The organism is Steroidobacter flavus, from assembly GCF_042651805.1.
Lineage (GTDB): Bacteria > Pseudomonadota > Gammaproteobacteria > Steroidobacterales > Steroidobacteraceae > Steroidobacter > Steroidobacter flavus.
Genome location: NZ_JBHSDU010000002.1, coordinates 32,122 through 55,483, shown reverse-complemented (window position 1 = coordinate 55,483; position 23,362 = coordinate 32,122). Strand labels below are relative to the sequence as shown.

General features: G+C 62.7%; 19 protein-coding genes. 6 read left to right on the top strand and 13 right to left on the bottom strand.

Annotation, left to right across the window (positions count from 1 at the left end):
- The 4 genes from rlmH to holA are packed head-to-tail and all read right to left on the bottom strand — an operon-like array spanning position 1 to position 2,700.
- Positions 1-471, bottom strand: a complete 471-nt coding sequence (gene rlmH, locus ACFPN2_RS04385) for a 23S rRNA (pseudouridine(1915)-N(3))-methyltransferase RlmH (RefSeq protein ID WP_380595409.1) — start codon at positions 469-471, stop codon at positions 1-3.
- Positions 472-480: 9 nt separating this feature from the next.
- A complete protein-coding gene (gene rsfS, locus ACFPN2_RS04380) occupies positions 481-1,017 on the bottom strand; it encodes a ribosome silencing factor (RefSeq protein ID WP_380595407.1) in 537 nt (178 codons plus the stop codon).
- Between the two features lie 2 nt (positions 1,018-1,019).
- Complete coding sequence (gene nadD / locus ACFPN2_RS04375; RefSeq protein WP_380595405.1) at positions 1,020-1,667, bottom strand: nicotinate-nucleotide adenylyltransferase; 648 nt, start codon at positions 1,665-1,667, stop codon at positions 1,020-1,022.
- 13 nt (positions 1,668-1,680) lie between these two features.
- The gene (holA, locus tag ACFPN2_RS04370) at positions 1,681-2,700 is read right to left on the bottom strand and encodes a DNA polymerase III subunit delta (protein WP_380595403.1); all 1,020 of its coding nucleotides are present in this window, start codon (positions 2,698-2,700) and stop codon (positions 1,681-1,683) included.
- 302 nt (positions 2,701-3,002) lie between these two features.
- Here holA and ACFPN2_RS04365 point away from each other — a divergent pair, with 302 nt between their 5' ends.
- On the top strand, positions 3,003-3,314 hold the full coding sequence (locus ACFPN2_RS04365; RefSeq protein WP_380595401.1) for a hypothetical protein: 312 nt from the start codon (positions 3,003-3,005) through the stop codon (positions 3,312-3,314).
- Between the two features lie 115 nt (positions 3,315-3,429).
- Positions 3,430-5,418, top strand: coding sequence for a TonB-dependent receptor (locus ACFPN2_RS04360; RefSeq protein WP_380595399.1), 1,989 nt, complete (start codon positions 3,430-3,432; stop codon positions 5,416-5,418).
- Positions 5,419-5,464: 46 nt separating this feature from the next.
- On the opposite strand, the gene ACFPN2_RS04355 is transcribed toward ACFPN2_RS04360, so the two are convergent.
- Positions 5,465-7,069: a methyl-accepting chemotaxis protein gene (locus tag ACFPN2_RS04355; protein ID WP_380595397.1), complete on the bottom strand. Its 1,605-nt coding sequence runs from the start codon at positions 7,067-7,069 to the stop codon at positions 5,465-5,467.
- 494 nt (positions 7,070-7,563) lie between these two features.
- Between ACFPN2_RS04355 and ACFPN2_RS04350 the strand changes: the two genes are divergently transcribed.
- From ACFPN2_RS04350 to ACFPN2_RS04340, 3 genes are read left to right on the top strand one after another with little or no spacing between them, the layout of a single operon-like run.
- Positions 7,564-8,910 carry a transaminase gene (locus tag ACFPN2_RS04350; protein ID WP_380595395.1) on the top strand — a complete coding sequence of 449 codons (1,347 nt, stop codon included), beginning with the start codon at positions 7,564-7,566 and terminating at the stop codon, positions 8,908-8,910.
- Positions 8,907-10,256, top strand: a complete 1,350-nt coding sequence (locus tag ACFPN2_RS04345; protein ID WP_380595393.1) for a glutamine synthetase family protein — start codon at positions 8,907-8,909, stop codon at positions 10,254-10,256. Before ACFPN2_RS04350 ends, ACFPN2_RS04345 begins: the two co-directional genes overlap by 4 nt.
- A 9-nt stretch (positions 10,257-10,265) precedes the next feature.
- Positions 10,266-11,180, top strand: a complete 915-nt coding sequence (locus ACFPN2_RS04340; RefSeq protein WP_380595391.1) for a LysR family transcriptional regulator — start codon at positions 10,266-10,268, stop codon at positions 11,178-11,180.
- On the opposite strand, the gene ACFPN2_RS04335 is transcribed toward ACFPN2_RS04340, so the two are convergent.
- Positions 11,177-12,085, bottom strand: a complete 909-nt coding sequence (locus ACFPN2_RS04335; protein ID WP_380595389.1) for a DMT family transporter — start codon at positions 12,083-12,085, stop codon at positions 11,177-11,179. The genes ACFPN2_RS04340 and ACFPN2_RS04335 overlap by 4 nt on opposite strands.
- A gap of 366 nt (positions 12,086-12,451) precedes the next feature.
- On the opposite strand from ACFPN2_RS04335, the gene pip reads away from it, so the two are divergent.
- On the top strand, positions 12,452-13,354 hold the full coding sequence (gene pip / locus ACFPN2_RS04330; RefSeq protein WP_380595607.1) for a prolyl aminopeptidase: 903 nt from the start codon (positions 12,452-12,454) through the stop codon (positions 13,352-13,354).
- Here the strand turns inward: pip and ACFPN2_RS04325 are convergent.
- The 7 genes from ACFPN2_RS04325 to ACFPN2_RS04295 form a co-directional block, all read right to left on the bottom strand.
- On the bottom strand, positions 13,347-13,841 hold the full coding sequence (locus ACFPN2_RS04325; RefSeq protein WP_380595387.1) for a hypothetical protein: 495 nt from the start codon (positions 13,839-13,841) through the stop codon (positions 13,347-13,349). The two genes, pip and ACFPN2_RS04325, sit on opposite strands and share 8 nt — an antisense overlap.
- Positions 13,841-14,347 (bottom strand): LPS-assembly lipoprotein LptE, encoded by a 507-nt coding sequence (locus ACFPN2_RS04320; RefSeq protein WP_380595385.1) that lies wholly within the window; start codon positions 14,345-14,347, stop codon positions 13,841-13,843. The genes ACFPN2_RS04325 and ACFPN2_RS04320 overlap by 1 nt, the downstream gene beginning before the upstream one ends.
- Before the next feature lie 70 nt (positions 14,348-14,417).
- Positions 14,418-15,503, bottom strand: a complete 1,086-nt coding sequence (locus ACFPN2_RS04315; protein WP_380595383.1) for a response regulator — start codon at positions 15,501-15,503, stop codon at positions 14,418-14,420.
- A gap of 89 nt (positions 15,504-15,592) precedes the next feature.
- Positions 15,593-16,369, bottom strand: a complete 777-nt coding sequence (locus ACFPN2_RS04310; protein WP_380595381.1) for a class II aldolase/adducin family protein — start codon at positions 16,367-16,369, stop codon at positions 15,593-15,595.
- Between the two features lie 69 nt (positions 16,370-16,438).
- Positions 16,439-19,039 carry a leucine--tRNA ligase gene (gene leuS, locus ACFPN2_RS04305; RefSeq protein ID WP_380595379.1) on the bottom strand — a complete coding sequence of 867 codons (2,601 nt, stop codon included), beginning with the start codon at positions 19,037-19,039 and terminating at the stop codon, positions 16,439-16,441.
- 451 nt (positions 19,040-19,490) lie between these two features.
- Positions 19,491-21,221 carry an ATP-binding protein gene (locus tag ACFPN2_RS04300; protein WP_380595377.1) on the bottom strand — a complete coding sequence of 577 codons (1,731 nt, stop codon included), beginning with the start codon at positions 21,219-21,221 and terminating at the stop codon, positions 19,491-19,493.
- 298 nt (positions 21,222-21,519) lie between these two features.
- Complete coding sequence (locus tag ACFPN2_RS04295) at positions 21,520-23,238, bottom strand: methyl-accepting chemotaxis protein (RefSeq protein ID WP_380595375.1); 1,719 nt, start codon at positions 23,236-23,238, stop codon at positions 21,520-21,522.
- Between the last annotated feature and the right edge of the window lie 124 nt (positions 23,239-23,362).

The following is a 23,362-nucleotide window of genomic DNA, read 5'->3' as shown; positions in this document are numbered from 1 at the left end:
TCAGGCGCGGTGGTACGGATGACCTTTGATGATCATCACCGCGCGATAAAGAGCTTCCGCCAGCACAACGCGAGCCAACGCATGCGGCAGAGTCAGCGCCGATAAAGACCATCGGAACTCCGCCCGCGCATCGACTTCAGGCGCCAATCCTTCCGGGCCGCCGATGCAGAACACAACGTCGCGACCGTCGCGAGCGCGAGCCTGGAGAAACTGAGCGAGCTGCTCGCTGGAAACGTTCTTGCCGCCGACCTGCATGGCCACGACATACGCACCTTGGGGAATGGCAGCGAGCATTTTCTCGCCTTCCTTAGCGATGGCTTGCGCCGGGGGACTGGAGCCGGCGCGCTGGCCGAGCGCGATCTCTTTGAGTTCGAGTTTGTAATCGCGCGTGAATCGGCCTGCGTAGTCCTCGAAACCGGCGTTGACCCAGTCAGGCAGCTTCGTCCCCGCTGCTACGACAATCAACCGCATGAATCAGTTTTAAGCGCTCTGCTCAGCCGCTTCGCGGCGGGCGGCGCTCACATCCCACAGGCTTTCGAGCCGGTAGAACTCACGCACCTTCGGCAGCATGATGTGGACGATCACATCGCCCATATCGACCAGCACCCATTCGCCGTCCCGCTCGCCTTCCACGCCCATTGGACGGAAGCCCGCCTTCTTGGCGTGCTCGACGACGCGATCGGCAATGGAACGCACATGACGATCGGAGTTGCCGCTGGCAATGATCATCGTGTCGGTGATGTCGGTGAGCTTGGTCACCGCCAGCACTTTCACATTCACAGCCTTCATCTCATCGAGCGCATGCTCCACGACACTGACCACGGGCTGCTGCTTGGCGGCCACAGTGGCAGGCGCCTTGCTGGCAGCGGCCTTCTTCTTCGCGGCGGGCGCCGGTCCCTTACTGGCGAGCTTCTTTCGGGCGGTGCTCAGCTTGGTCACATTGGCAGGCGCCTTGGAAGCAGCCTTCTTCTTGGCGCTGGAGGGTCGGGAAGTTTTTTTCGCTCGCTTGACGGCCATGCTCACCTCTTGGGTTGCGACTTGTAACAGCCGGTCTGCTCAATGATCGCCCGGACCGAATCGGGCATCAGGTAGCGCGGATCGCGGCCCATCGCGATCAACTTGCGCACCTCGGTGGATGAAATTTCCAGCTGCGTCACCGCGTGAATGTAAATGCACCCGGCGCGTTGTTCGTGCAGATCGTTGATGCGGCCCGTGCCGCGATCCACCAGCAGCTCGCCCAACGGCCCCATGCTCGGCGCACGCCAGCCGGGACGATGCGCCACGACCAGATGCGCCAGTTCCAGCAGTTCACGCCACTGGTGCCATTTCGGCAAGCCTAAAAATGCGTCCATGCCGACGATCAGGCACAGCGAGTGGTCGGGAAAGTCCGCTCGCAAGGTCCGCATGGTATCGACCGAATAAGACAATCCTTCGCGTCGGATCTCGCGATCGTCGACGGTAAAGCCTGGTTGGCCTTCGCAAGCGGCCTTGACCATGGCGAGGCGCTGCTCGGCGTCCGCCACCGTCGTATCACGATGCGGAGGGGTGCCGGCTGGCATGAAGCGCATTTCGTTCAAGCGCAGCGCTTGCAGCAATTCAAAGGCGGTGCGCAGATGTCCGAAATGAATCGGATCGAAAGTGCCGCCGAAAATACCGATCGTCGTCATGGTAGCAAGGTCATCAGGCGGCGGTTGCGAGCCGAACGCCGGCCAGGCCCGCCACCAGGCGTTCGAACTCCAGCCACGGATCGTTGCGGATCACGCCCTTGATCATGCGATCGGCGCGTTCGGCGCTGAGCAACAGCTCGCGCACGGTTTTCGGCTTGAGTCGTGACAAGGCATGTTTCATCGCTGGCTGACGATTGCGCCACACATAGAGTGCGTTCATGGCGCTGTCGGGACTCTGACCCCGGCGCATCAGATGCTGGCAACGCGCGATCCATTGCAGATCTTTATTCAGCGCCCAGAGCACGATGGGCGGCTCGACATCTTCACCGCGCAGACCTTCCAGCACGCGCAGAGCTCGGGCGGCATTACCCTTCATCGCGGCGTCACCCAGTTGCAGGACATCGAAGCGCGCACTGTCGGCGACCGCATCGATGATCGTATCCGCGGTGACCGGGCCCGGCGGTAGCAACAGCGCGAGCTTTTCGACTTCCTGATGCGCGGCCAGCAGATTGCCTTCGACGCGCTCGGCGAGCAGCGTCGCCGCCTCGCTATCGGCTTTCAGGTTCTGTTTCGCGAGGCGATCGCGAATCCACGCCGGCAGACGCGGCAACTCCAGCGGCCAGATCTGCACGACCACACCATGCTTCTCGATGGCGCTGACCCAGCGCGAGTTCTGCACGCGCCCGTCCATCTTGCCGGTGATGATCAGCACCAGATTGTCGGCCGAAGGATCGGTCGCCAGTTCGATGATGGCGTCGGCGCCCTGCTCGCCCGGCGTCGGATTGGTCATCCGGATCTCGATGATCTTGCGCTCGGCGAACAGCGACATGGCCTTGCTGTTGGAAAGCAACGCCTGCCAGTCGAAGCCGCGCTCGACCACATTCAACTCACGCTCGGTGAAACCCTGGCTGCGCGCACGCGCGCGGACGGCATCGGCCGCTTCATTGACCAACAGGGGCTCGTCGCCGGAGATCAAATAGATCGACGCGAGCCGCGACAGACTGGCCGCGAGGTTATCGCCGGAGAGCTTCACAGCGTAGCGCCGGAGCACCGGCGTGAAGTTGCGGAGGACACGGCAGGAAGGGTCGAAAACACTCGCGCCAAAATAACTTGCGCCTGAATTGCGGGAGGAACGCGGCCTGATTGCGATGGCCGGGATTATGGCCCAAGCCGGTCCGGGAGCGCCAGTTGCGCCCCACGTTGCAGGCACCCAACAACGGTGCTTTTACTCAGGATTCCGCCAGGAACTGCTGGTATTGTGCTTGGCAAGAGACAGGTCCTCCGTTAGCTTACGTCGCTGAGGGTGTGGCCAACCCCTCGAGTTTCCGACCGCACATGTCCATTTTCCACTTCGCAAGAAACCCACCAGCCTGGCTACGAGCGGCGCTCGTATGCTTGCTGCTGGCGTTTGCGGTGGATTCGGTCGCGCACGTCGTCCACCAGCACGACGATACGGTCAAAACGTTAGGCGCTCATGGTCCGGCCTGCGGCTACTGTGCCGCCTTCGACGGGCTCATCGATGCCCCGAAGCAGAGCTTCGCCGCGGTCAGCGCCGTCACCGTCGTTACTTATGTAGCGCCGGTTGCCGATGTTTCCGTTTCCTTCCGCCCCGCCGTCGTCGCGCAACCGCGCGGCCCGCCTCGATAACTCGCAGTCCGTAATCACTCCTCACCCGCGCCGGTGAGGTCGTTTCTCGTGCGATCGAAGTCCCCAACACCGGACCGTCGCGCGAGTCGCTGCAGTTATTCAGGAATGTTTTGTCATGCGCCGTTCTCATTTGTTACGCGTAGCCGTGGCCGCGTTGTTGGTCAGCCACGTCGCTTTGTCCCAGGAATCCAAGACCGAGGAAGTGGTGGTCACGTCCTCGGCGTTGCGTGAAAACCCACTCGATGTCGCGCAACCCACCTCGGTGATGGCGGGCGACGATTTGCGCCGTCAGATCGCGGGTAGCATCGGCGAGACCCTGTCGAGCCAGCTGGGCGTCAGTTCGACCTACTTCGGTCCGAGCGCCAGCCGGCCGGTGATTCGCGGCCTGGCCGGCGATCGCGTGCAGGTCCTGCAGGACGGCCTCGCGTCGCTGGACGTTTCCAGTCTCAGCCAGGATCACGCTGTGACCTTGGAAACGGTGGTGTCTCAGCAGATCGAGATCGTCAAAGGACCCGCTGCGCTCCTGTACGGCAGCGGTGCCTCGGGCGGTCTGGTGAACGTCGTCAGCACGCGCGTGCCGACCGAAGTGCCGGCACAACCGGTCACCGGTGCCGTCGAGGTTCGTGGCGATACCGCTAGTGAAGAGCGCACCGGAGCGTTCAGTCTCGATGGCGGCGCGGGCAACTTCGCCTTCCACGCCGACTACTTCGATCGCGAGACCGACGACGTCGAGATTCCCGGCTTCGCACAGTCCGACGCCCTGCGTCGTCAGCTGATCGAAGCCGGCGAAGAGCCGGACAACGTCCGCGGCCACATTCCGAACACCCAGGGTGAAGCGAGCGGCGGCGCGATCGGCGGCTCGTATATCGGTCAGCAGGGGCTCGCCGGCCTGTCGTATAGCCGTTACGAAACGACGTACGGTATCCCGGGCGAGGAAGAAGCGTTCATCGACATGAAGCAGGACCGCTTCGACGGCAAAGCCGAGCTCGACCTGGAAGGCGCGATCAAGAAGCTGCGCCTGACCGGCGCGTACAACGACTACACCCACACCGAGTTCGAAGCGCCCGGCGTGCCTGGCACCGTGTTCAACCAGGACGCGTACGAACTGCGCTTTGCCGCCGATCATGAGCTCGGCAGCGGCTGGCGCGGCACGACGGGCTTGCAATACGTCGACGTGGACTTCGAGGCCATCGGCGAGGAAGCGTTCGTGCCGAGCTCGAAGACGCAAACGTTGAGTGTGTTCGCGTTCGAAGAGCATCACTTCGAGAAGTGGACCATCGAGCTGGGCGCACGCGCCGAACAGCAGAAGATCGACGTCAACGCCGATCTGCCCGATTACGACGAGACTGCTATCAGCCTGTCCGCCGGCGCCGTGTGGGACTTCGCGGAGGATCACGCCCTCGCGCTGAACCTGACGCGCACTCAGCGCAACCCGCAGGCGGCCGAGCTCTACGCCGACGGTCCTCACATCGCCGCGCAACGGTTCGAAGTCGGCGATACTAATCTGGACAAAGAAACATCGGTGACAGCCGACCTGTCGCTGCGTCACACGGGCGAGAGCGTCAGCTGGACCTTGAGCGCGTTCTACAACGACTACACCGATTACATCTACGCCTCGCCGACGGGCGAGATCGAAGACGATCTGCCGGTGTACGTCTATCTGCAGAACGGCGCGAAGTTTCACGGCTTCGAAGCCGAAGTGAATGTGCCGCTGATCGATGACGGCAACCGCCACTTGGGCCTGCGTCTCGCGTCGGACTATGTGCGTGGCAAGCTCGATAACGGCGAAGATCTGCCGCAGATTCCGCCGCTGCGCTTCGGCGCCGGCCTGCACTACGACCAGGATGCGTGGCACATCGGTGCCCAGGCGTTCTATTACGACAAGCAGGACCAGGTCGCTACCAATGAGCTGCCGACCGACAGTTTCGTGCTGGCCGAAATGGATGCGAGCTATCGAGTGCCGGTGGGATCGACGAGCGTGTTCCTGTTCTTGCGTGGTACGAACCTGCTCGATGAGGACGCGCGCCAACACGCGTCCCCGTTGAAGGACATTGCACCGTTGGGCGGCCGCTCCTGGCACATCGGCGCACGCGCGGAGTTCTAAACGAGACGTTGAGCGAGGGCTCGATGGAGCCCTCGCTCAGTCGTTGTTACGCGGCCTCAGCGTAAGACTCTTGCTGTTCGCTGACGCTCGGGCTCGCAACGTACGACGCGCGGGCTGATGAGCTCAACCGGAAGAACGACACCAGCTCCTGCAACCGCTGCGCCTGCTGTTGCATGGACTTCGCCGCCGCCGCCGACTCTTCCACCAACGCAGCGTTCTGCTGAGTGGCCGTGTCCATGTTCGCGATGGCGTGATTGATCTGATCGATGCCGGTCGACTGCTCGGACGTCGCGGCGGCGATCTCGGCGACGATGTTTGTCACCTTCGCCACGCCATTGACGATATCCGCGAGCGACTTGCCCGAGTTACCGACCAGCTGCGAGCCCGCGTCGACCTTGCCGACCGAGTCGCTGATCAAACCTTTGATCTCGCGAGCCGCGGTGGCGCTACGCTGAGCGAGGCTGCGCACTTCGCCGGCCACGACCGCGAAGCCACGCCCCTGTTCACCCGCGCGTGCCGCTTCCACCGCCGCATTCAACGCGAGCAGGTTGGTCTGGAACGCGATCTCGTCGATCACACCAATGATGTCTTCGATCCGCTTGCTGGACGAAGTGATCTCGCCCATCGCGCCGACAGCGCGCTGAACGGCCACGCCGCCCTGGTCCGCCTGCGAGCGCGTGTTCGACGCGATCTGATTCGCATGCTTCGCGTTTTCCGCGTTCTGCTTCACCGTCGCGGTCATCTCTTCGATGCTCGCGGCGGTTTCTTCCAGCGCCGCAGCCTGTTCCTGCGTGCGCTCGCTCAAATCGTCGCTGCCCTGAGAGAGCTGACGCGCGGCGCGATCCACTTCGGCGGCGCTCTCGTTCACCTGCGTCATGGTCTCCATCAACTTGGAGTCCATCTCCTTCAGGCTGCTCAACAGCGCTGAGATCTCATCGCTGCCGCTGGTATCGACCTGATTGCCCAGCTCGCCACGGCTGACGCGACGGGCCAGATCTTCGGCGCGGGCCAGGCCGCGGGAAATGTGCTTCGTCAGCAGCACCGCGAACCAGATCGCCACCACCAGCGCGACCGCGAAGCAGCCGAGCATGAAGTTGCGATCGCGATTCAGCTCGCTCTGCGCGCGAGCAATCGTTTCGGCAGCCGCCTTCTCGCGCGCCTTCGCCAATTCTTCGGTGGTCACGTCCATGCGATCGATCACCGGCTCGATGGCTTCGATGCGAATTTTCGCGGCAGCGTCGTATTCGCCGGCCAGCAGCAACTCGATTTCTTTCTTGCCGGCGTCGACGATGGCGGCGCGCTGCGACTTGACCTCATCCAGCAGGCGGCGCTCTTCATCGCTCAGCGGATACTTGCTGAACAGCTCGGTGAGCTCGTTGATCCGGCCGCGGTTCTCTTTGACCTGCTCGTAGTTCTTTTGGGTGAACGCCGGATCGCGATGCACGTAGCCTTCCAGCCGATACTGCTGACTCTGCAGCGAACGCTGGTAGATCTCGTTGATCTGCGTGATCGGCACCAGATTCTCGGCGTGCAGCTGTTGCATGCGCTTGGAACTGGCATTGAACGCGCTGAGCGCGACACCGCACACCACCAGCATTGCGACCGCTAACACTCCCAGATTCACGTACATCCGGGTTTTGATAGTAAGCATCGACATGGACTTCTTGCCTGTATGAGAACGGGGGCGTCCCGCGAGCAAACGCCGGCCGTGGCAAGATGCGGGATATGTCCGACTTATCGACCGATGTGGCCCGGGATGCAGTCCCCCCATGCCGATTCAGGGACCGCCTGATCCCGCGCCGGGCGATGGTCTATGATCCGGGCGCCTCCATAGGGCCTGTGAACACTCATTGGATGGGCTGCGACGAGCTATTGCGGTTCAGGGCTAGGCGCGACGACCGCCGTGTACTCTCTGTACATAAGGGAGGAGTAACGACGGCCTGAACCGCAATAGCTCGTCCCATATAACGATATTTATTCATTAAATGGGTTGCGTCTCGAATCGCCAGCAGCTGCGTTACAAAGCTTGCCCATATCGACATATGGGCTGCGCTTTGCGCCTTGCTGCAGGCGATTGGAGGCGCAACGCAGCCCATCCAATGAGTGTTCACAGGCCCTGGTGCATGACCTTGAAGGGGAATCACTTTGTCTCGTTTTAGTGCGTCCAGCGCAGCTCTATTGGAGCGCGAGCAACGCCGTTTCATCGCCGAGCATCCTGAAACTCTCCGTCGCGACAAGGCCTTGCGACAGCATTGGTTGAATGGCGTGCCGATGCATTGGATGACGGACTGGCAGTTGCCGGCGCCATTGATCCTGCGCGAAGCCACCGGATCCACGCTCACCGATGTCGACGGACGCACGTATTCCGACTTCTGCCTGGGCGACACCGGAGCGATGTTCGGTCACTCGCCACCCGCAGTCGCGAATGCGTTGAAACATCAAGCGACGCACGGATTGACCTGCATGCTGCCTACAGACCACACCGCACGTGCCGGTGAGCTATTGGCTGAGCGCTTCGACCTGCCTTACTGGCAAATCACTCAAACAGCGACGGATGCGAATCGCGCGGTACTGCGTTGGGCTCGTGCGCTGACAGGTCGCAAACAGATTCTGGTGTTCGACGGCTGCTATCACGGCTCGCTCGAAGACACGCTCGTGCGACTCGATCGCGGCAAAGCGGTCACGCGGCCCGGGCAGATCGGTCAAGTCGCCGACTTCGCGTCCCATGCGCGCGTGGTCGAGTTCAACGATCTCGCCGCACTCGAGGTGGCGCTCGCCGATGGCCAGGTCGCCTGTTTGCTCGCCGAGCCCGTCATGACGAATGCCGGCATGGTGTTGCCACACGAAGACTTCTGGGCGGAGGCTCGCAAGCTCTGCACTCGCTATCGGACTTTGCTCGCCATCGATGAGACTCACACGCTCAGCAGCGGCCCGCGCGGACACGCACATCGACTCGGACTCGACCCTGACTTCTTGATTGCCGGCAAAGCCATTGCCGGCGGCATGCCGACCGCGGTCTACGGCTTCACCGCCGAGCTCGCGAGACAGATGGAACATCTGCTCGAAACGAAACCCTCGGGCCACTCGGGCATGGGCACGACGTTGGCCGCGAATGCGCTCGCGACCGCCGCGCTCGTCGCCTGTTTGCAAGATGTGATGACGGACGACGCCTACGCACACATGCTCGCGCTCTCCACCACGCTGGCGGACGGATTGAGAAAGCGCATCGACGAGGGCGCCCTGCCCTGGCATGTCACGAGCGTCGGTGCGCGCAGCGAGTTGGTCTTCACGCCGACTCCAGCGCGAACGGCACGCGAGTCCCTGGCAGCCGCGTCGCCGACGCTCGAACGTCTGTTACATCTTTACCTGCTGAATCGGGGCGTGCTGGTCACGCCGTTCCACAACATGATGCTGGTGAGCCCCGCGACCGCCGCCGATCAGGTGCAAGCGCTGCTCGACCGCTTCGATGAATTCCTGCACGAGTTGTCATGAACGAAGCCAAGGCCTTTCTCGACGCGCATCCCGACGTCGAAGCCATCGAGCTGCTGATCACCGATCCGGGCGGTGTGCCGAGAGGCAAGCTGATCGCGCGCGAAGAATTGCTCTCGCTTTACAACGACGGCCGCTGCGTGGCGGGCTCGATTCTCGGCCTCGATGTCACGGGTGAAGATGTGGAGGCGACCGGGCTCGTCTGGTCGGTGGGCGATGCCGATCGTATCTGTCGCCCCGTGCCGGGCACACTGGTGCGAGCGAACTGGATGTCGCGCCCTGGCGCGCAAGTGCTGATGACGATGTTCGACGCCGATGGTCAGCCTTGCACTGCCGATCCAAGACATGCATTGGCCCGCTCGGCACAACGGTTACAGCAACTGGGCCTGCGCGCAGTCGTCGCCGCCGAGATCGAGTTTTATCTCGTTGCGAGAGACGCGCAAGGAAAGCTCGTGCCCGCACCGGGGCTGTTATCACAACGCTCGCCGCAACGACTCGACTCGTATGGTCTCGGCAAGCTGCAGGACATGGCGCCCCTCTTCGATGACATCTACGCGGGCGCCCGCGCGCAAGGACTGCCGCTGCGAACGCTTATGTCTGAGTATGCGCCGGGGCAATATGAGATCACTCTGCTTCATCGAGACGACGCGTTACGCGCCATCGACGATGCCATTCTGTTCAAGCGATTGATCCGCGCGACCGCGCTGAAACATGGGCTGACCGCCTGCTTCATGCCAAAACCTTTCGCAGATCAGGCCGGCAGTGGAATGCACATGCACGTCAGCGTTCAGGATGCGAGCGGCACCAATGCCTTCGCCGCTGACGACCCCGCCGGCGCGCCGTTGCTACGACATGCGATTGGCGGACTGCAAAAGACCATGGCCGAGAGCATGCTGATCTTCGCGCCCAACGCGAACTCGTATCGACGCTTCCGTCATCAGAGCTACGCGCCGATGGCGCCGACTTGGGGCATCAACAATCGCTCCGTCAGTTTGCGCGTGCCGGCCGGCCCTCCGTCGAGCCGACACATCGAGCATCGGGTCAGCGGTGCCGACGCGAATCCTTACCTGGTCGCGGCGACCGTGCTTGCTGGCGTGCATGCCGGCATCACGGCAAAGCTCGATCCTGGTCCGCCGATCACAGGCAACGGCTACGAAAGCGGCATCGCCGCCTCGCTACCTCGCGATTGGTTGGGCGCGATCAAGGCCGCCGACGACTCGCTATTCCTGCACGAAGCACTGGGCGAGGAATTCCTGCGCGCTTATCTCGCGATCAAGACCCAGGAATGGGACAAGTACAACGCGCTGGTGCCCCCGACAGACCACGACTGGTACCTCGATAGCGTATAAACTGCGCCGATGCGTTTCGATTTGACCGATCTCAAGCTGTTCCTGCACGTCGTCGAAGCCGGCAGCATCACCGCCGGCGCGGAGCGCATGCACCTCGCCGTCGCCGCCGCCAGCACTCGCATCCGGAACATGGAAATCGAGCTGGGCACGCCGCTGCTGAACCGCGAGCGCCAGGGCGTTCATCCGACGCCCGCGGGTCGCACTCTGGTTCACCACGCGCGCCAGATGTTGCAACAGGCGGAGCGCATGCGAGCCGAGCTGGGCGAGTACGCCGACGGGCTCAAAGGTCACGTGCGGCTGCTCTCCAATACCAATGCGCTGACCGAATTCCTGCCCGAGCCGCTCAGTAATTTCCTGACATCGCATCCCCAGGTGAACATCGACCTGGAAGAGCGCTTGAGCGATGAAATCGTCGCCGCCATCGCGGACGGCAAGGCCGATATCGGCATCGTCGCCGGCACCGAAGACGTCACGGGCCTGGAAGTCTTTCCGTTCCGCGTCGACAGGTTTGTTCTAGTGACTGCGCCGACGCATCCGCTCGCCGATAAGAAGCGGATCGCGTTCGCCGAAGCGCTCGACAGCGACTTCGTCGGTCTCGATCGATCCAGCTCGCTGCAACGGTTTCTTTCCGAGAAGGCCGAGCGCATCGGTCGGCGGCTCAAACTGCGCGTGCAGCTACGCAGCTTCGATGCTGTGTGTCGCATGGTCGAAGGCAACGTCGGTATCGGCGTCGTGCCGGAGACCACCGCCGCCCGCGCCCTGCGCACGATGAAATTGCATGTGATCGAGCTGAGCGACGATTGGGCGCCGCGTAATCTGATGATCTGCGTGCGCAGCCTGCGGGATCTGCCGATCTACGCGCAGGACCTGGTGAAGTCGCTCGCGCAGCCGCTCGATATGGAGATGTGGGTCGCGAAGGCTTAGGCCGTTACCGCCACCGGCCGCTCCGATCGGCTGGTGATCCACACACCGAACATCACGACCAGTCCGCCGACGATGGCGCGGGCCGACAAAGGCTCGCCCAGCACGATCACGCCGGTGAGAACGCCGACGATGGGGATCAGGTTGGTGTAGACGCCGACTTCGCTCGCATCGAGGTGGCGGAGCGACGCGTTGTACAGCAAGTACGCCACACCTGACGCGATCCCGCCCAAATACAGCAGCTCCACCCATCCGATCGGCGGCAATGGCGGCAACCCGTTGCCTGCGAGATTCGCGGTAACGATTTCGTAGCCTGCTAACGGCAACAACAGCACCGAACCCGTGCCAGTCACGGCTACGGTGATCACCAGCGAGTCGAAGCCGGCCGCGCGTTTGGCGAGCGCGGTATACAACCCCCAACACACCACCGAAACAAACATCAGCAGACTGCCGAACAAACTCGACTCGCCGCCGTCCGAGCCGCTGCCCGAAAACACGATCAGTACACCGCCGACCGACAACGCGATGCCCAGCCAGCGCAGCGGCGATGCCCGCTCACGCAGCCATAGCACGGCGACCAGCGCGGTCATGGCGGGAATGGACGCCTGAACCAGCGCCCCCTGCGATGCCGATACGGACACCATCGCCAGATTGAATACGAGGTAGTACAGCGCCACGCCGATAAAGCCCATCAACCAGATGGTCGGCCACGGCAACCGGACCCCAGGGGTCTTGCGGGACAACGCAAACGGCAGCAATACCAGGGTACCCACGATCACGCGCACGAAAGCCACCGTGAACGGCGGCCACACCGCGATCAGCTCCTTGGTCACCATGAAAGTACTGCCCCACACCGTCATGGTGAGCAACAACAAAAGCATGGAGCGGGTGTGGGTCGCGGACGGCATGCCCCATTGTCGCACGTGCGGCGCTTCCCTATCTGCTCGCGAGAGCCGAGAATTCGTTATCCAAAAAGTTAGGGTACATGGATGTACCCCGCCGCCTTGGGCGGCGAGCGACCGGCAAAAGTCGCGCCTTTTGTCGGGCGCACGAGGGTCGCGGCAGGATGCCCGATCCCGAGTTATTAAAAGGAAGCTTGAATGGCTACGAAGAAGCGTAAAACGACCCGTCGCACGGCCCGCCCCGCCCCCGCCAGCAAACAACGCAATCATGCCCGGCATGCGGTGCTCGCCAAGCGCAAGCGCCCGGCCAAGGCGAAGAGCGGCGGCGGACTGCGCACTTTGTATCCAGCCATCAAGCCCTATAAGTCCGGCATGTTGCGCGTGTCGGATACTCACGAGATCTATTACGAGGAATGCGGCAACCCCAAGGGCAAGCCCGCCGTGTTCGTGCATGGCGGCCCGGGCGCCGGTTGTGACAATCGCGCCCGCAGCTTCTTCGACCCCGACGCCTATCGCATCATCCTGTTCGATCAACGCGGCTGCGGCCGGAGCAAGCCGCACGCCAGCCTCGAGGACAACACCACCTGGCACCTGGTCGAGGACATGGAGAAGCTACGGAAGCATCTCAGCATCGACAAATGGCTGGTGTTCGGCGGCTCCTGGGGCTCGACGCTGGGATTGGCGTATTCGCAGACCCATCCCGAGCGCGTCAGCGAGATCGTCCTGCGCGGCATCTTCACGCTGACCCAGTTCGAGTTGCGCTGGTTCTATTACGAGGGCGGCGCCAGCGCGCTGTTCCCCGATCACTGGCCGAACTACGTCGCCGCGATTCCGCCCGCCGAGCGCGGCGACATGATCAAGGCATTCTACAAGCGCCTGACCAGCGACGATCGCGAGACGCGGGTGAAAGCAGCCCGTGCCTGGTCGATCTGGGAAGCCGCGACCAGCTACCTGCACATCAACGAAGAAAACCTGCACAAGTGGAACGAAGAGGAATTCGCGGTGGCCGTGGCGCGCATCGAATGTCACTACTTCGTGAACCGCGGCTTCCTGGAAACCGAGGATCAGCTGATCAAGAACGTGGAGCGCATTCGTCACATCCCAGCCGTGATCGTGCAGGGTCGATACGACGTGGTGTGCCCGATGCAAACCGCATGGAAGCTGCATCAGGCGTGGCCGGAAGCGGAGTTCAATATCGCACCGGACGCGGGTCACTCGGCGTTCGAGGCCGGTAACACGCATCGCCTCATCGAGGCGACGGATAAGTTCAGGTAGTTCTTCTGCGCCAGGTTGGCCGCGCGTCATTGTCAATGACGCCGCGGTCGACCAGCCAGGCCCGCGCATCGTCAGCGTCCTGCTCGAACCAGGCGCGGGCGGAGCCGAGACGAAAGGTGTAGCCCCACGCGTCCATGTCATGAAACATGCGCTCGCGACCGACGCCCGGCAGCTCACCGGCCAGCACGATCTGCAAATAACAAACGCCGTTCTCTTCGTCGTAATCGCCGCCCGCGTCCTTCTCTAGCTGCTCGCGACGCGAGTCGTCCATGCAGATGAAATGACCGGCTTCGTGCAGCAGCGAATGCAGCGGCGTATCGGGGCGCCAATAAATCTTCGCGCCGATCAGCCCGGCTTCGCTGTCGCCCCAATAAGAGCCGGGAATGGTTTCATCGACGCCGAGGGCCACGCATTCCATGCCGTACCGATGCAGGAGCCCGGTCACGACATCGCCCCCGACGTCGGTAACCTTCAACACATCCACCATCAGAGCGCGGCCAGACGTCTCACGACCTGTCCCGCCAGGTCCCGAGCCAGCGCCTCACGCAGAATCGATTGTTCCTTCTGCTTCGCGAGCACGGCGGTTTCGTCGTAGCTGTAATCGCGGGTCAGCTCGAGCTTCTCCGGCGCAATCAGCTCCTCGGTGCGACCGTTGACCGAGTACTCGATGGAGTAGAACACCTCGTATTCCTCCGGCGTGTTACGGCCGGACACGGTGAGCACGCGCTGCCCGCTCACGTCCTTGATGATCTTGACGACGGCGGTCGCTTCTTTCTCGTTGTTGGTCAGCCGCGCGCCCGAGGCCTGCAAGCTCTCACGCAACGCCCGATTGAAATCGGTGTAGCGATCCTTGGTATCGACATAGGTGGTCGCCATGACCGGCGACAGCTTGGTCGTGCCCTGCAGGCGCCAGCCGCACCCTGCCAACACCGAGGTCAGGCAGAGCGAAACCAGCAACCAGCAAAGGCGACGGGCGGAGGCAGAAGGCGTCACAGGCACTCTCGCGGGAGCGAAACAGGGCCGACATGTTCGCGGGCCCTGGCTTCTGGGTCAATCTGCGAGGTCAGCGGGCCGCGGTAAACGACTGGCTCGCTCGCATTGCCGCCGGACTTTTGAGCACGCATTGGCTGTCCACCACGTAACCGTGGCGGCAGACGATGCCGGCATGCGTGGCCACACTGCGCTGAACGGCGGCCAGCTGCTCGTTGCCTGAATGGCCCGGGCAGCCCCGACAATGCTCGGCCACGTTGAGCATTTCGTTCGCTTCGACCGGCGCGCTGTCGTTGCCATCGCGCTCCAGCGCCGCCACGCCATAGCTGAAGGCCAGCGGCACCGACACACTGGCGGCATAGCGGGTCAACCCGACCATCATGCGTTCCTTGATGAGCGGCGCCTCTGTGATGCCGGCCTCGGGCAACACGACCGCGAACACCGCGCCCACCGGCGATTCCATGCGAGCAATCCAGTCCACGTGCGCACGAACCGAGGCATCGATCGCCTGGACCACGCACTTCAACGTCGTTGCATCGGGCACGCTGTCGTCGGCGGGTGCGCCTTCGACCCGGACACCCAACGTCAGCACGCCCAACTGCCGGCCATAGCGCTGGCCGCGACGGATCTCGGACAGCAGGCGGGTGTGCAGTTCGCTATGTGAGAACGCGCCGGACTCGACATCGATGCTCACCGACTGCTCCATTACCGCTTCCTGCGCCTCCCGCAGCGAACGACGCAACGCCAGCGTGTTGAACGCGGCGTAGATGCGAGCGAACAATTCGGGATCGGAAACTTTCTTGGTGAGATAGTCGTCGACGCCCGCGACGTAGCCCTGCTCGAAGTCAGTGCTCGCGTCACGCATGGTCAGCATGATTATGTAAGTATCTTCGGTACCGCGCGCCCGCAGTGTCTGCGTCAGCGCCAGGCCATCCATCACCGGCATGTGCCAGTCGGTGACCACCAGCGGGTACCACTGACGATCGAGCACATCCAGCGCCTCCTGTCCGTTCGAGGCATGCTCGACTTCGAAACCGGCGGCGCTCAGCCGCCGCATGATCAACTCGCGATCCTGCTCGTCGTCATCGACCACCAGGATGCGTGACGGCAACGCTCGCTGCAGTACTGACAGCCGCGTTGCCATGACACCCGCTTTCATCCGCGTATCTCTCGAGACCGTACAAAATTTGCACTACGCGCGTTGCTTTATCATTTCACGAGTGCGGGTGGCAACCACGGTTTGTACGTTTACTCCTTATAGCTGGGGTCGACGCGGTCCATTTTCCGCAACAATGCCGGCCACACGAGCCCAGTGCCGGCGCCGCGAGTCACCTGTTTCATGTACTCGGGCACGGTGGCGAGCACACTCTCGGGAATTCCTATGAGCTGCGAATTACCGCCGGCGGCTTGCGCCATGATTTGAATCTCACAAGCCCGCTGCAGGCTGAACATCATCATGAAAGCGTCGGAGACAGTGCGGCCGACCGTCAGCAGTCCGTGATTGCGCAGGATCATGTGGCGCGTATTGCCCAGATGCGCCTGCAGACGTCCCTTCTCTTCCGGGTTGAGCGCGATGCCTTCGTAATCGTGATACGACAGGCTGAGCAAAATCAGCGTCGCCTGTTGTGAGATCGGCAGCAGCCCGTCCTTCTGTGCCGAGACCGCGATGCCCGCCATCGTGTGGAGATGTAATACACAACCGGCGTCGTCACGCACCTGGTGAATGGCGCTGTGAATGGTGTAGCCGGCGGGATTGATCTCGTACGGGCTCGGCAATGTTCTATTGCCAGACAAATCGACGCGCACCAGGTTGGAGGCGGTGACTTCCTCGAACATCAAGCCATACGGATTGATGAGGAAATCATGCGTGCCCGGCACGCGCGCCGAGATGTGCGTGAAGACCAGATCGTCCCAGCCGAAATGGGCGACGAGACGATAACAGGCGGCCAGATCCACACGAGTCGCCCATTCCTCGGCCGACACTTGCGCGCGGACGTCGGCGACGGCGCGTTCTGCAGCTGACATATGCGATCCCCCCGATGTATGTCATCGAGGCTACGCCGGCGCCGCAAGTCCCCGCAAGTCTCCCGTTGGTCAGACGACCACGTTCACCAGCTTGCCTTTCACCACGATCACTTTGCGGACCGGCTTGCCTTCGATCCACTTCTGCACAGTGGCGTCCGCCAGCGCCGCCTCGCGAATGTGCTGCTCGGTGGCACTCGCTTCGACCGTGATCTGGCTGCGCAATTTGCCGTTTACTTGTATGACGACATCGATGCTGTCGCGAACCAGCGCGGCTGGATCGGGCTGCGGCCAGGGATGATCGATCAGCGGATCCGTGTGGCCCAGCGCCTGCCACAGCACATGCCCCGCATGCGGCACGATGGGAGACAACATCTGCACGACGAACTCGAGCGCTTCCTGGCGCACTGCGCGACCTTGCGGCGACTGATCTTCGAACTTCGACAGCGTGTTCATGAATTCCATCACCGCGGCGATGGCGGTGTTGAACACGCGGCGACGACCGATATCGCCCGTGACTTTTTGCAACGTGGTGTGAGCGGCACGGCGCACGTTACGTTGCTCATCGGTCAGCTCGCCAGAGACTTTGCCGCTCACCAAGCCGGCGGTGACATGCTCGTGCACCATGCGCCACAAGCGACGCATGAAACGCGACGCGCCTTCGACGCCGTCGTCCGACCATTCCAACGTATCTTCCGGCGGCGCCTTGAACATCATGAACAAGCGCACGCTGTCCGCGCCGTACTGCTGGACCAGCTGGGTCGGATCGACGCCGTTGTTCTTGGACTTCGACATGGTGCGCATGCCTTCCCACTGGACCGGCTTGCCGTCCGAGTTCAAGGTGGCACCGATGCGCGCACCCTTCGCATCGACCTGCACGCTCACATCGACTGGATTGAAATATTCGATCGCGCCTTCACCGGTGCGACGCGAATATATATCGTTGAGCACCATGCCCTGCGTGAGCAGGTTCTGGAACGGCTCCTGGATTTTCACCAGACCCATGTCATGCATCACGCGCGTCCAGAAACGCGCATACAACAAGTGCAGAATCGCGTGCTCGATGCCGCCGATGTATTGATTGACCGGCGACCAGTAGTTGGCGCGCTCATCGACCATCGCTTTATCGTTCTTCGCCGAGGCGAAGCGCAGGAAGTACCACGACGAATCGACGAACGTATCCATCGTGTCCGTCTCGCGCCGGGCCGGGCCGCCGCACTTGGGACATTTGCAATCGAGGAACGACGGCGTCTTGTTGAGCGGATTGCCGCTGCCATCGGGCACCAGGCCTTCAGGCAATACCACCGGCAGATCCTGTTCCGGCACCGGCACGACATCGCACTTCGGGCAATGAATCAGCGGAATCGGGCAGCCCCAGTAGCGCTGACGTGAGATACCCCAATCGCGCAGACGCCATTGCACGTGCTTCTCGCCGTAGCCCTTGGCGCTGAGATCGGCGGCGATGGCATCGATGGCCTTTTGATAGTCGAGTCCGTCGTACTTGCCGGAGTGGATCAGCGTGCCGTACTCGCCGTACCACGCGTGCCATTCCTTATCGGTGAACGCCGGCTCCGCGCCCGCGACCTCGATCACTTGTTTGATCGGCAGGCCGTACTTCAACGAGAACGCGAAGTCGCGCTCGTCGTGCGCGGGCACGCCCATCACGGCGCCTTCGCCGTAAGTCATGAGCACATAGTTGCCCACCCACACCGGCACCTGTTCGCCTGAGAGCGGATGCTTCACGAACAGGCCGGTCGGCATGCCCTTCTTTTCCATCTGCGCGATCTCGGCTTCCTGCTCCGTGCCGAGTTTGCATTCTTCGATGAATGCGGCGAGCTGGGGATTCGACTGCGCGGCGTACGTCGCGAGCGGATGCTCGGCGGCGACGGCAACGAAGGTCACACCCATGATGGTGTCGGCGCGCGTGGTGAACACGCTCAGCAAACGTTGCTCGCCCTGCAATTCATACGGGAAGCTCAGCCGCACGCCTTCGCTGCGACCGATCCAGTTCGCCTGCATGGCGCGCACGCGCTCGGGCCAGCCCGGCATGTCGTTCAGCGCTTCGAGCAGGTCGGGCGCGTAGTCGGTGATGCGCAGGTAGTACATCGGGATCTCGCGCTTCTCGACCAGCGCGCCGGTGCGCCAGCCGCGGCCGTCGATCACCTGCTCGTTGGCGAGCACGGTCTGATCGATGGGATCCCAGTTCACGACGCCGGTCTTGCGATAGGCGATGCCCTTTTCCAGCATCTTCAGGAACAGCCACTGGTTCCAGCGGTAGTACTCGGGCTGGCAGGTCGCCAGCTCCCGGTCCCAGTCCATCGCAAAGCCCAGCGACTGCAGCTGGCGCTTCATGTAGGCGATGTTCTCGTAGGTCCATTTCGCCGGCGGCACGCCATTTTTCATGGCGGCGTTCTCGGCCGGCAGACCGAAGGCGTCCCACCCCATGGGCTGCAGCACGTTGTAGCCCTGCATGCGCAGGAACCGGGTGATCACGTCGCCGATGGTGTAGTTGCGCACGTGCCCCATGTGCAGCCGACCGCTGGGGTACGGGAACATGCACAGGCAGTAATAGCTCGGGCGGCTCGGATCTTCCTTGACGGCGAAGGCCTGGCGATCGGCCCAAAAGGCTTGCGCCTCGGCCTCCACGGCGGAAGGTTTGTATTCGGACTGCATCGTTGTAGGGCGGGCCTTGACAGGCCCCGGGTCGGTTTAAAGGCGCGAAGGATACCAGAGCCCTGCTGGCTCCCGCCGACCCGAAGACCCACCCCCTAACCCCCTCCCGTGCCCGGGAGGGGGAATTAGAGTTCTATTTTTCTCCTGCGGAGGGCCCCGACTCGATGCCGCCAGCATCCGCGCCCGCGCGCGATCCCTGCCCCGGTGCGGCCGGGTCATTCCCGAGTGCGCTTCCCTGAGCGACTGCTCCGGATCTTCCCCGAGCGCAATTTCCCTGAGCGACTGCGGCCGGGTCATTCCCGAGCGCAATTTCGCTGATCCCAGTGCCGCCGGGATTTTCCGCGAGCGTTATCTCCGGGAGAAAAACTTTTTTAAAAATTTGAGTTCCCCCTCCCGGGCACGGGAGGGGGTTAGGGGGTGGGTCTTCTGGCCGGCAAAGCCAAAAAAGCCTTCAATCCATCCCGCGCAGAGTAAATCGAAACTCCGCCCCCCGCCCCGGGCTGGCCTCAGCCCAGATCGTGCCGCCGTGCCGCTCGACAATCCGGCTGACAGTAGCCAACCCTATGCCGGTCCCCTCAAATTCATCCTGCCGGTGCAGGCGCTGAAAAACACCGAACAGCTTCCGGGCATAACGCATGTCGAAGCCGACGCCGTTGTCCCGGACGTAGATGTATCGCTCGCCGGGCGTGGCTGTCGTGCCGTTGTCGCCCTCGCTGACCACGCCGGTGCCGATCTCGATGACGGTCTTGGCGCGCGGGCGGGAATATTTGACTGAGTTGCCGATCAGGTTCGCGAACACCTGTTGCATCAGCTCGGGATCGCAGCTCACGGCGGGCAAGGGATTCAAGCGCCACTCGATGTCGCGGCCCTGCGCATCCTGGCTGGCGCGATCGACCGCGTGCTTGGCCAGGCTGTCCAGCTTGCACGGCTCGCGACGCATCTCGACATGACTGACTCGCGACAATGCCAGCAGCCCGTCGATCAGCGCGCTCATTTCCTTGGCGCCGCGCTGAATCTGTTCCATATGAATGGTCGGCTCGCGCGCCCCCGGCGGGCCTTTATGCTCGCGAAGCATTTGCACGTGCGCGTGAATCAACCGCAGCGGCGCACGCAGATCATGCGCGACCGAATACGAAAACGCCTCGAGCTCGCGATTGGCGATTTCCAACTCGGCCGTGCGCTCGGCGACGCGCTTTTCCAGATCCTGATTCAAGCGCCGGATCTCACTCTCCATCTCGGCGCGCCGGTCGATTTCATCCTGCAGCGCCTGGTGCTGAAGCGCGTTCTCATAGGCCACCGCCACCTGAGCGGCAATCGCCCGCGCCACCGCCAGATCCTCCTCGGTGAATCCCGGCAAGCCGATCCGATTCAACACGCACAGGTAACCATAGGATTTGGTAACGGACGCGATCGGCACGCCCAGCATGGAAACAAATTCGCCGCGCTGACTCACTGCATCGGCGGGCAGCGATTCATCCGGTGACATCGGATAGAGCGCCGAGCCCCCGCTCTCCAGCGACTGCACCAGATCGCGATACATGTGTGAGGCCAGCAAACGTTCCATTTCCTCGCCAGCCAGACCGCTGGACGTGGTCACCTGACGCGAGCCGTTGTCGCCCACGATCACGAGCTGGGCCACTTGCGCGAGCAGGATGTCGCGCGCGGCGTCACAGGTAGATTCGAGAATCACGGCAGGATCGGTCTGCCCGAACACGCGACGACTGAATGTCACCAATGCACTCAACCGTTCCTGCGCGCCGCCATTCACGGAAAGCGCGGGTGGCTGCTGCGTTCCACCGGCGGGCTTGGTCGCCAGCGCTGCGTTCACGGTCTCGCGCACGATCTCCAGATCGTAGGGTTTCGACAGCGTGCTACGAACGCCCAGCGACCGGGCCATCTCGCGCACTTCACGTTCATGATAGGAGGCCGAACAAAAAATCACCGGCGTGCCGGACATGCTCTCGTCCTGGCGCAGCTTGCGCACCAGTTCGTAACCGTCCATGCGCGGCATGACGATGTCGGTGATGAGCAGGTCAGGATGCTCGGTGCGCAATAAATGCAGAGCTTCGATCCCGTCGGCAGCTTGCAACAGGTCGTAATCGCCGTCGGCCAGCGACAGCATCAGCAGCTCGCGTGCCTCCGCATCGTCTTCCGCGACCAGTATTTTTCCGCCCTTTGCCACGTCCCGTTCCCCGCGACCAAATCTGTGGCCATCGTTGAAATGAAAATCGCCACACGCTGGCGTCCCTCGCCAGCGAACGCAATCAGTACGTTTCACCGCACAACGGCGTTCCTCATCCAATCCCTTTATACGCGGATAGGGCAATCCCTCAAAACCAGGGGAACGTGAGTCCGTTCACCTGTACCAGACCGTTGTACCCGGAGGCAGGCCGCTCGCCTACAAACGCAGACCCACCCCCTAACCCCCTCCCGTGTACGGGAGGGGGAATTCAATTTTTGCGCACTTGTTTCGTTCTGAATCAGAACTCCTGCCAGGCGCTGTCGTCGCCGCTGGCCTTGGCCACCGGCATCGGCGCCGCCGCCGGGCGAGCCGCCGGCTTGGCGGCGGGACGCTTGACGGGCGGACGCGCGATCGGTCGTACCGAAGCGGTCGGCTTGGTCGACGCGATCGTGGCGGTCATCGGCGTGTGATTGCCCGCCGTGCGGAAGAACGAAATCTCCGTCACCAGCTGCTGAGCCTGCTGTTCCATGGACTTGGCCGCCGAAGCCGCCTCTTCCACCAGCGCCGCGTTCTGCTGGGTGGTGTCATCCATCTGTGTGACAGCATTGTTCACCTGATCGATGCCCTGCGCCTGCTCTTCGCTGGCGGCGGCAATCTCGGCGACGATATCGCTGACCTTCTTGACGCTGTCCATGATCTCGCCGAGCACCTTGCCGGACTCGTCGACCAGCTCGCTGCCGCTGCGGACCTTCTCCACCGAATCGCCGATGAGATCTTTGATCTCCTTGGCGGCCGTGGCGCTGCGCTGAGCGAGGCTGCGAACTTCGCTCGCCACCACCGCGAAGCCCCGGCCCTGCTCGCCGGCACGCGCCGCTTCGACAGCCGCGTTCAACGCCAGCAGATTGGTCTGGAACGCGATCTCGTCGATGACACTGATGATGTCGGCGATCTTGCGGCTGGAGTTGTTGATCTCCGCCATCGCACCGACCGCACGCGACACCACTTCGCCGCCGCGCTCGGCCTGACCGCGAGCACCGCTGGCCAGCTGATTCGCCTGCCGCGCGTTATCGGCGTTTTGTTTCACCGTCGCGGTCATCTCTTCCATGCTCGACGCGGTCTCTTCCAGCGCCGACGCCTGTTCCTGCGTACGCTGCGACAGATCGTCATTACCGCGCGAAAGCTGCGAAGCTGCGCCACCGACTGCATCGGACGCGCTACGCACGCTGCCGACGATCTCGTGCAGTTTTTCATCCATGCGCTTGAGCGCAGCGAGCAACACGCCGAGCTCGTCGCGACGGCTGCTGTCGATCTTGTGACCGAGATGACCGTCAGCAATCTGTTCGGCAACCTTCACCGCGGTGTTCAGACCATTCACGATTGAGCGGATCAGCAACAGCGCGAACACGCCGGCCAGCGCCAGCGCGATGACGATTGCACCGATCGTGATACCGCGGCTGAAACGAAATTCGCCCTGCGCGGATTCCAACGCCTCGCGGGCGCGACCGAACTGATGCTCAGAGGCGTCCTCGAGCGCGTCGTTCAGCACGTCGAACGCCGGATCCAGCTTTTCGACGATCAGCTTGGCGGCCAGATCGTCGTCGTTCTTGGCCAGGGCCGAATCGACCTCGTCGATGGAGCGCTGCAGACCGTCGTGCGCATCTTTCACCTTGGCGAATTTCGCCTGGCCCTCAGGCGTAATCTGGCTTTCGCCGAAGACTTTCAGCAGGCGCTCAGCTTCGACCTTGTTGTCCTTGCGGAGGCCCTGGAACTTGGCGACGGCGGCCGGATCGTCGGCCAGCACAGTGAGCGAGATCAACGCCTGGCGGTCCAGCTCCCTGGCCTTCAGCTCGCCGAGCTGCTGCACGCCGACGACCCGTCGGCTGAACATCTGCTCCAGATCGTCGACCACGCCATCCATGCCGTGCAAGCCCAGGATTCCGACCACCAGCATGGACGCTGCGAGCAACAGCAGTGTGCCGGTGATACGCGTGCGAATACTTAGAGACCCGAAGTTCATACCAATCTACCAATGAGTATTTCCCAACGGGTCTATCGACCTTAAGCGCCCGGTAATGAACATCGGAATATACGAATCAGGGAGCGCCCGGGAGGGCGCTGCGAGTTCCCCCGAGCGGCAGGCA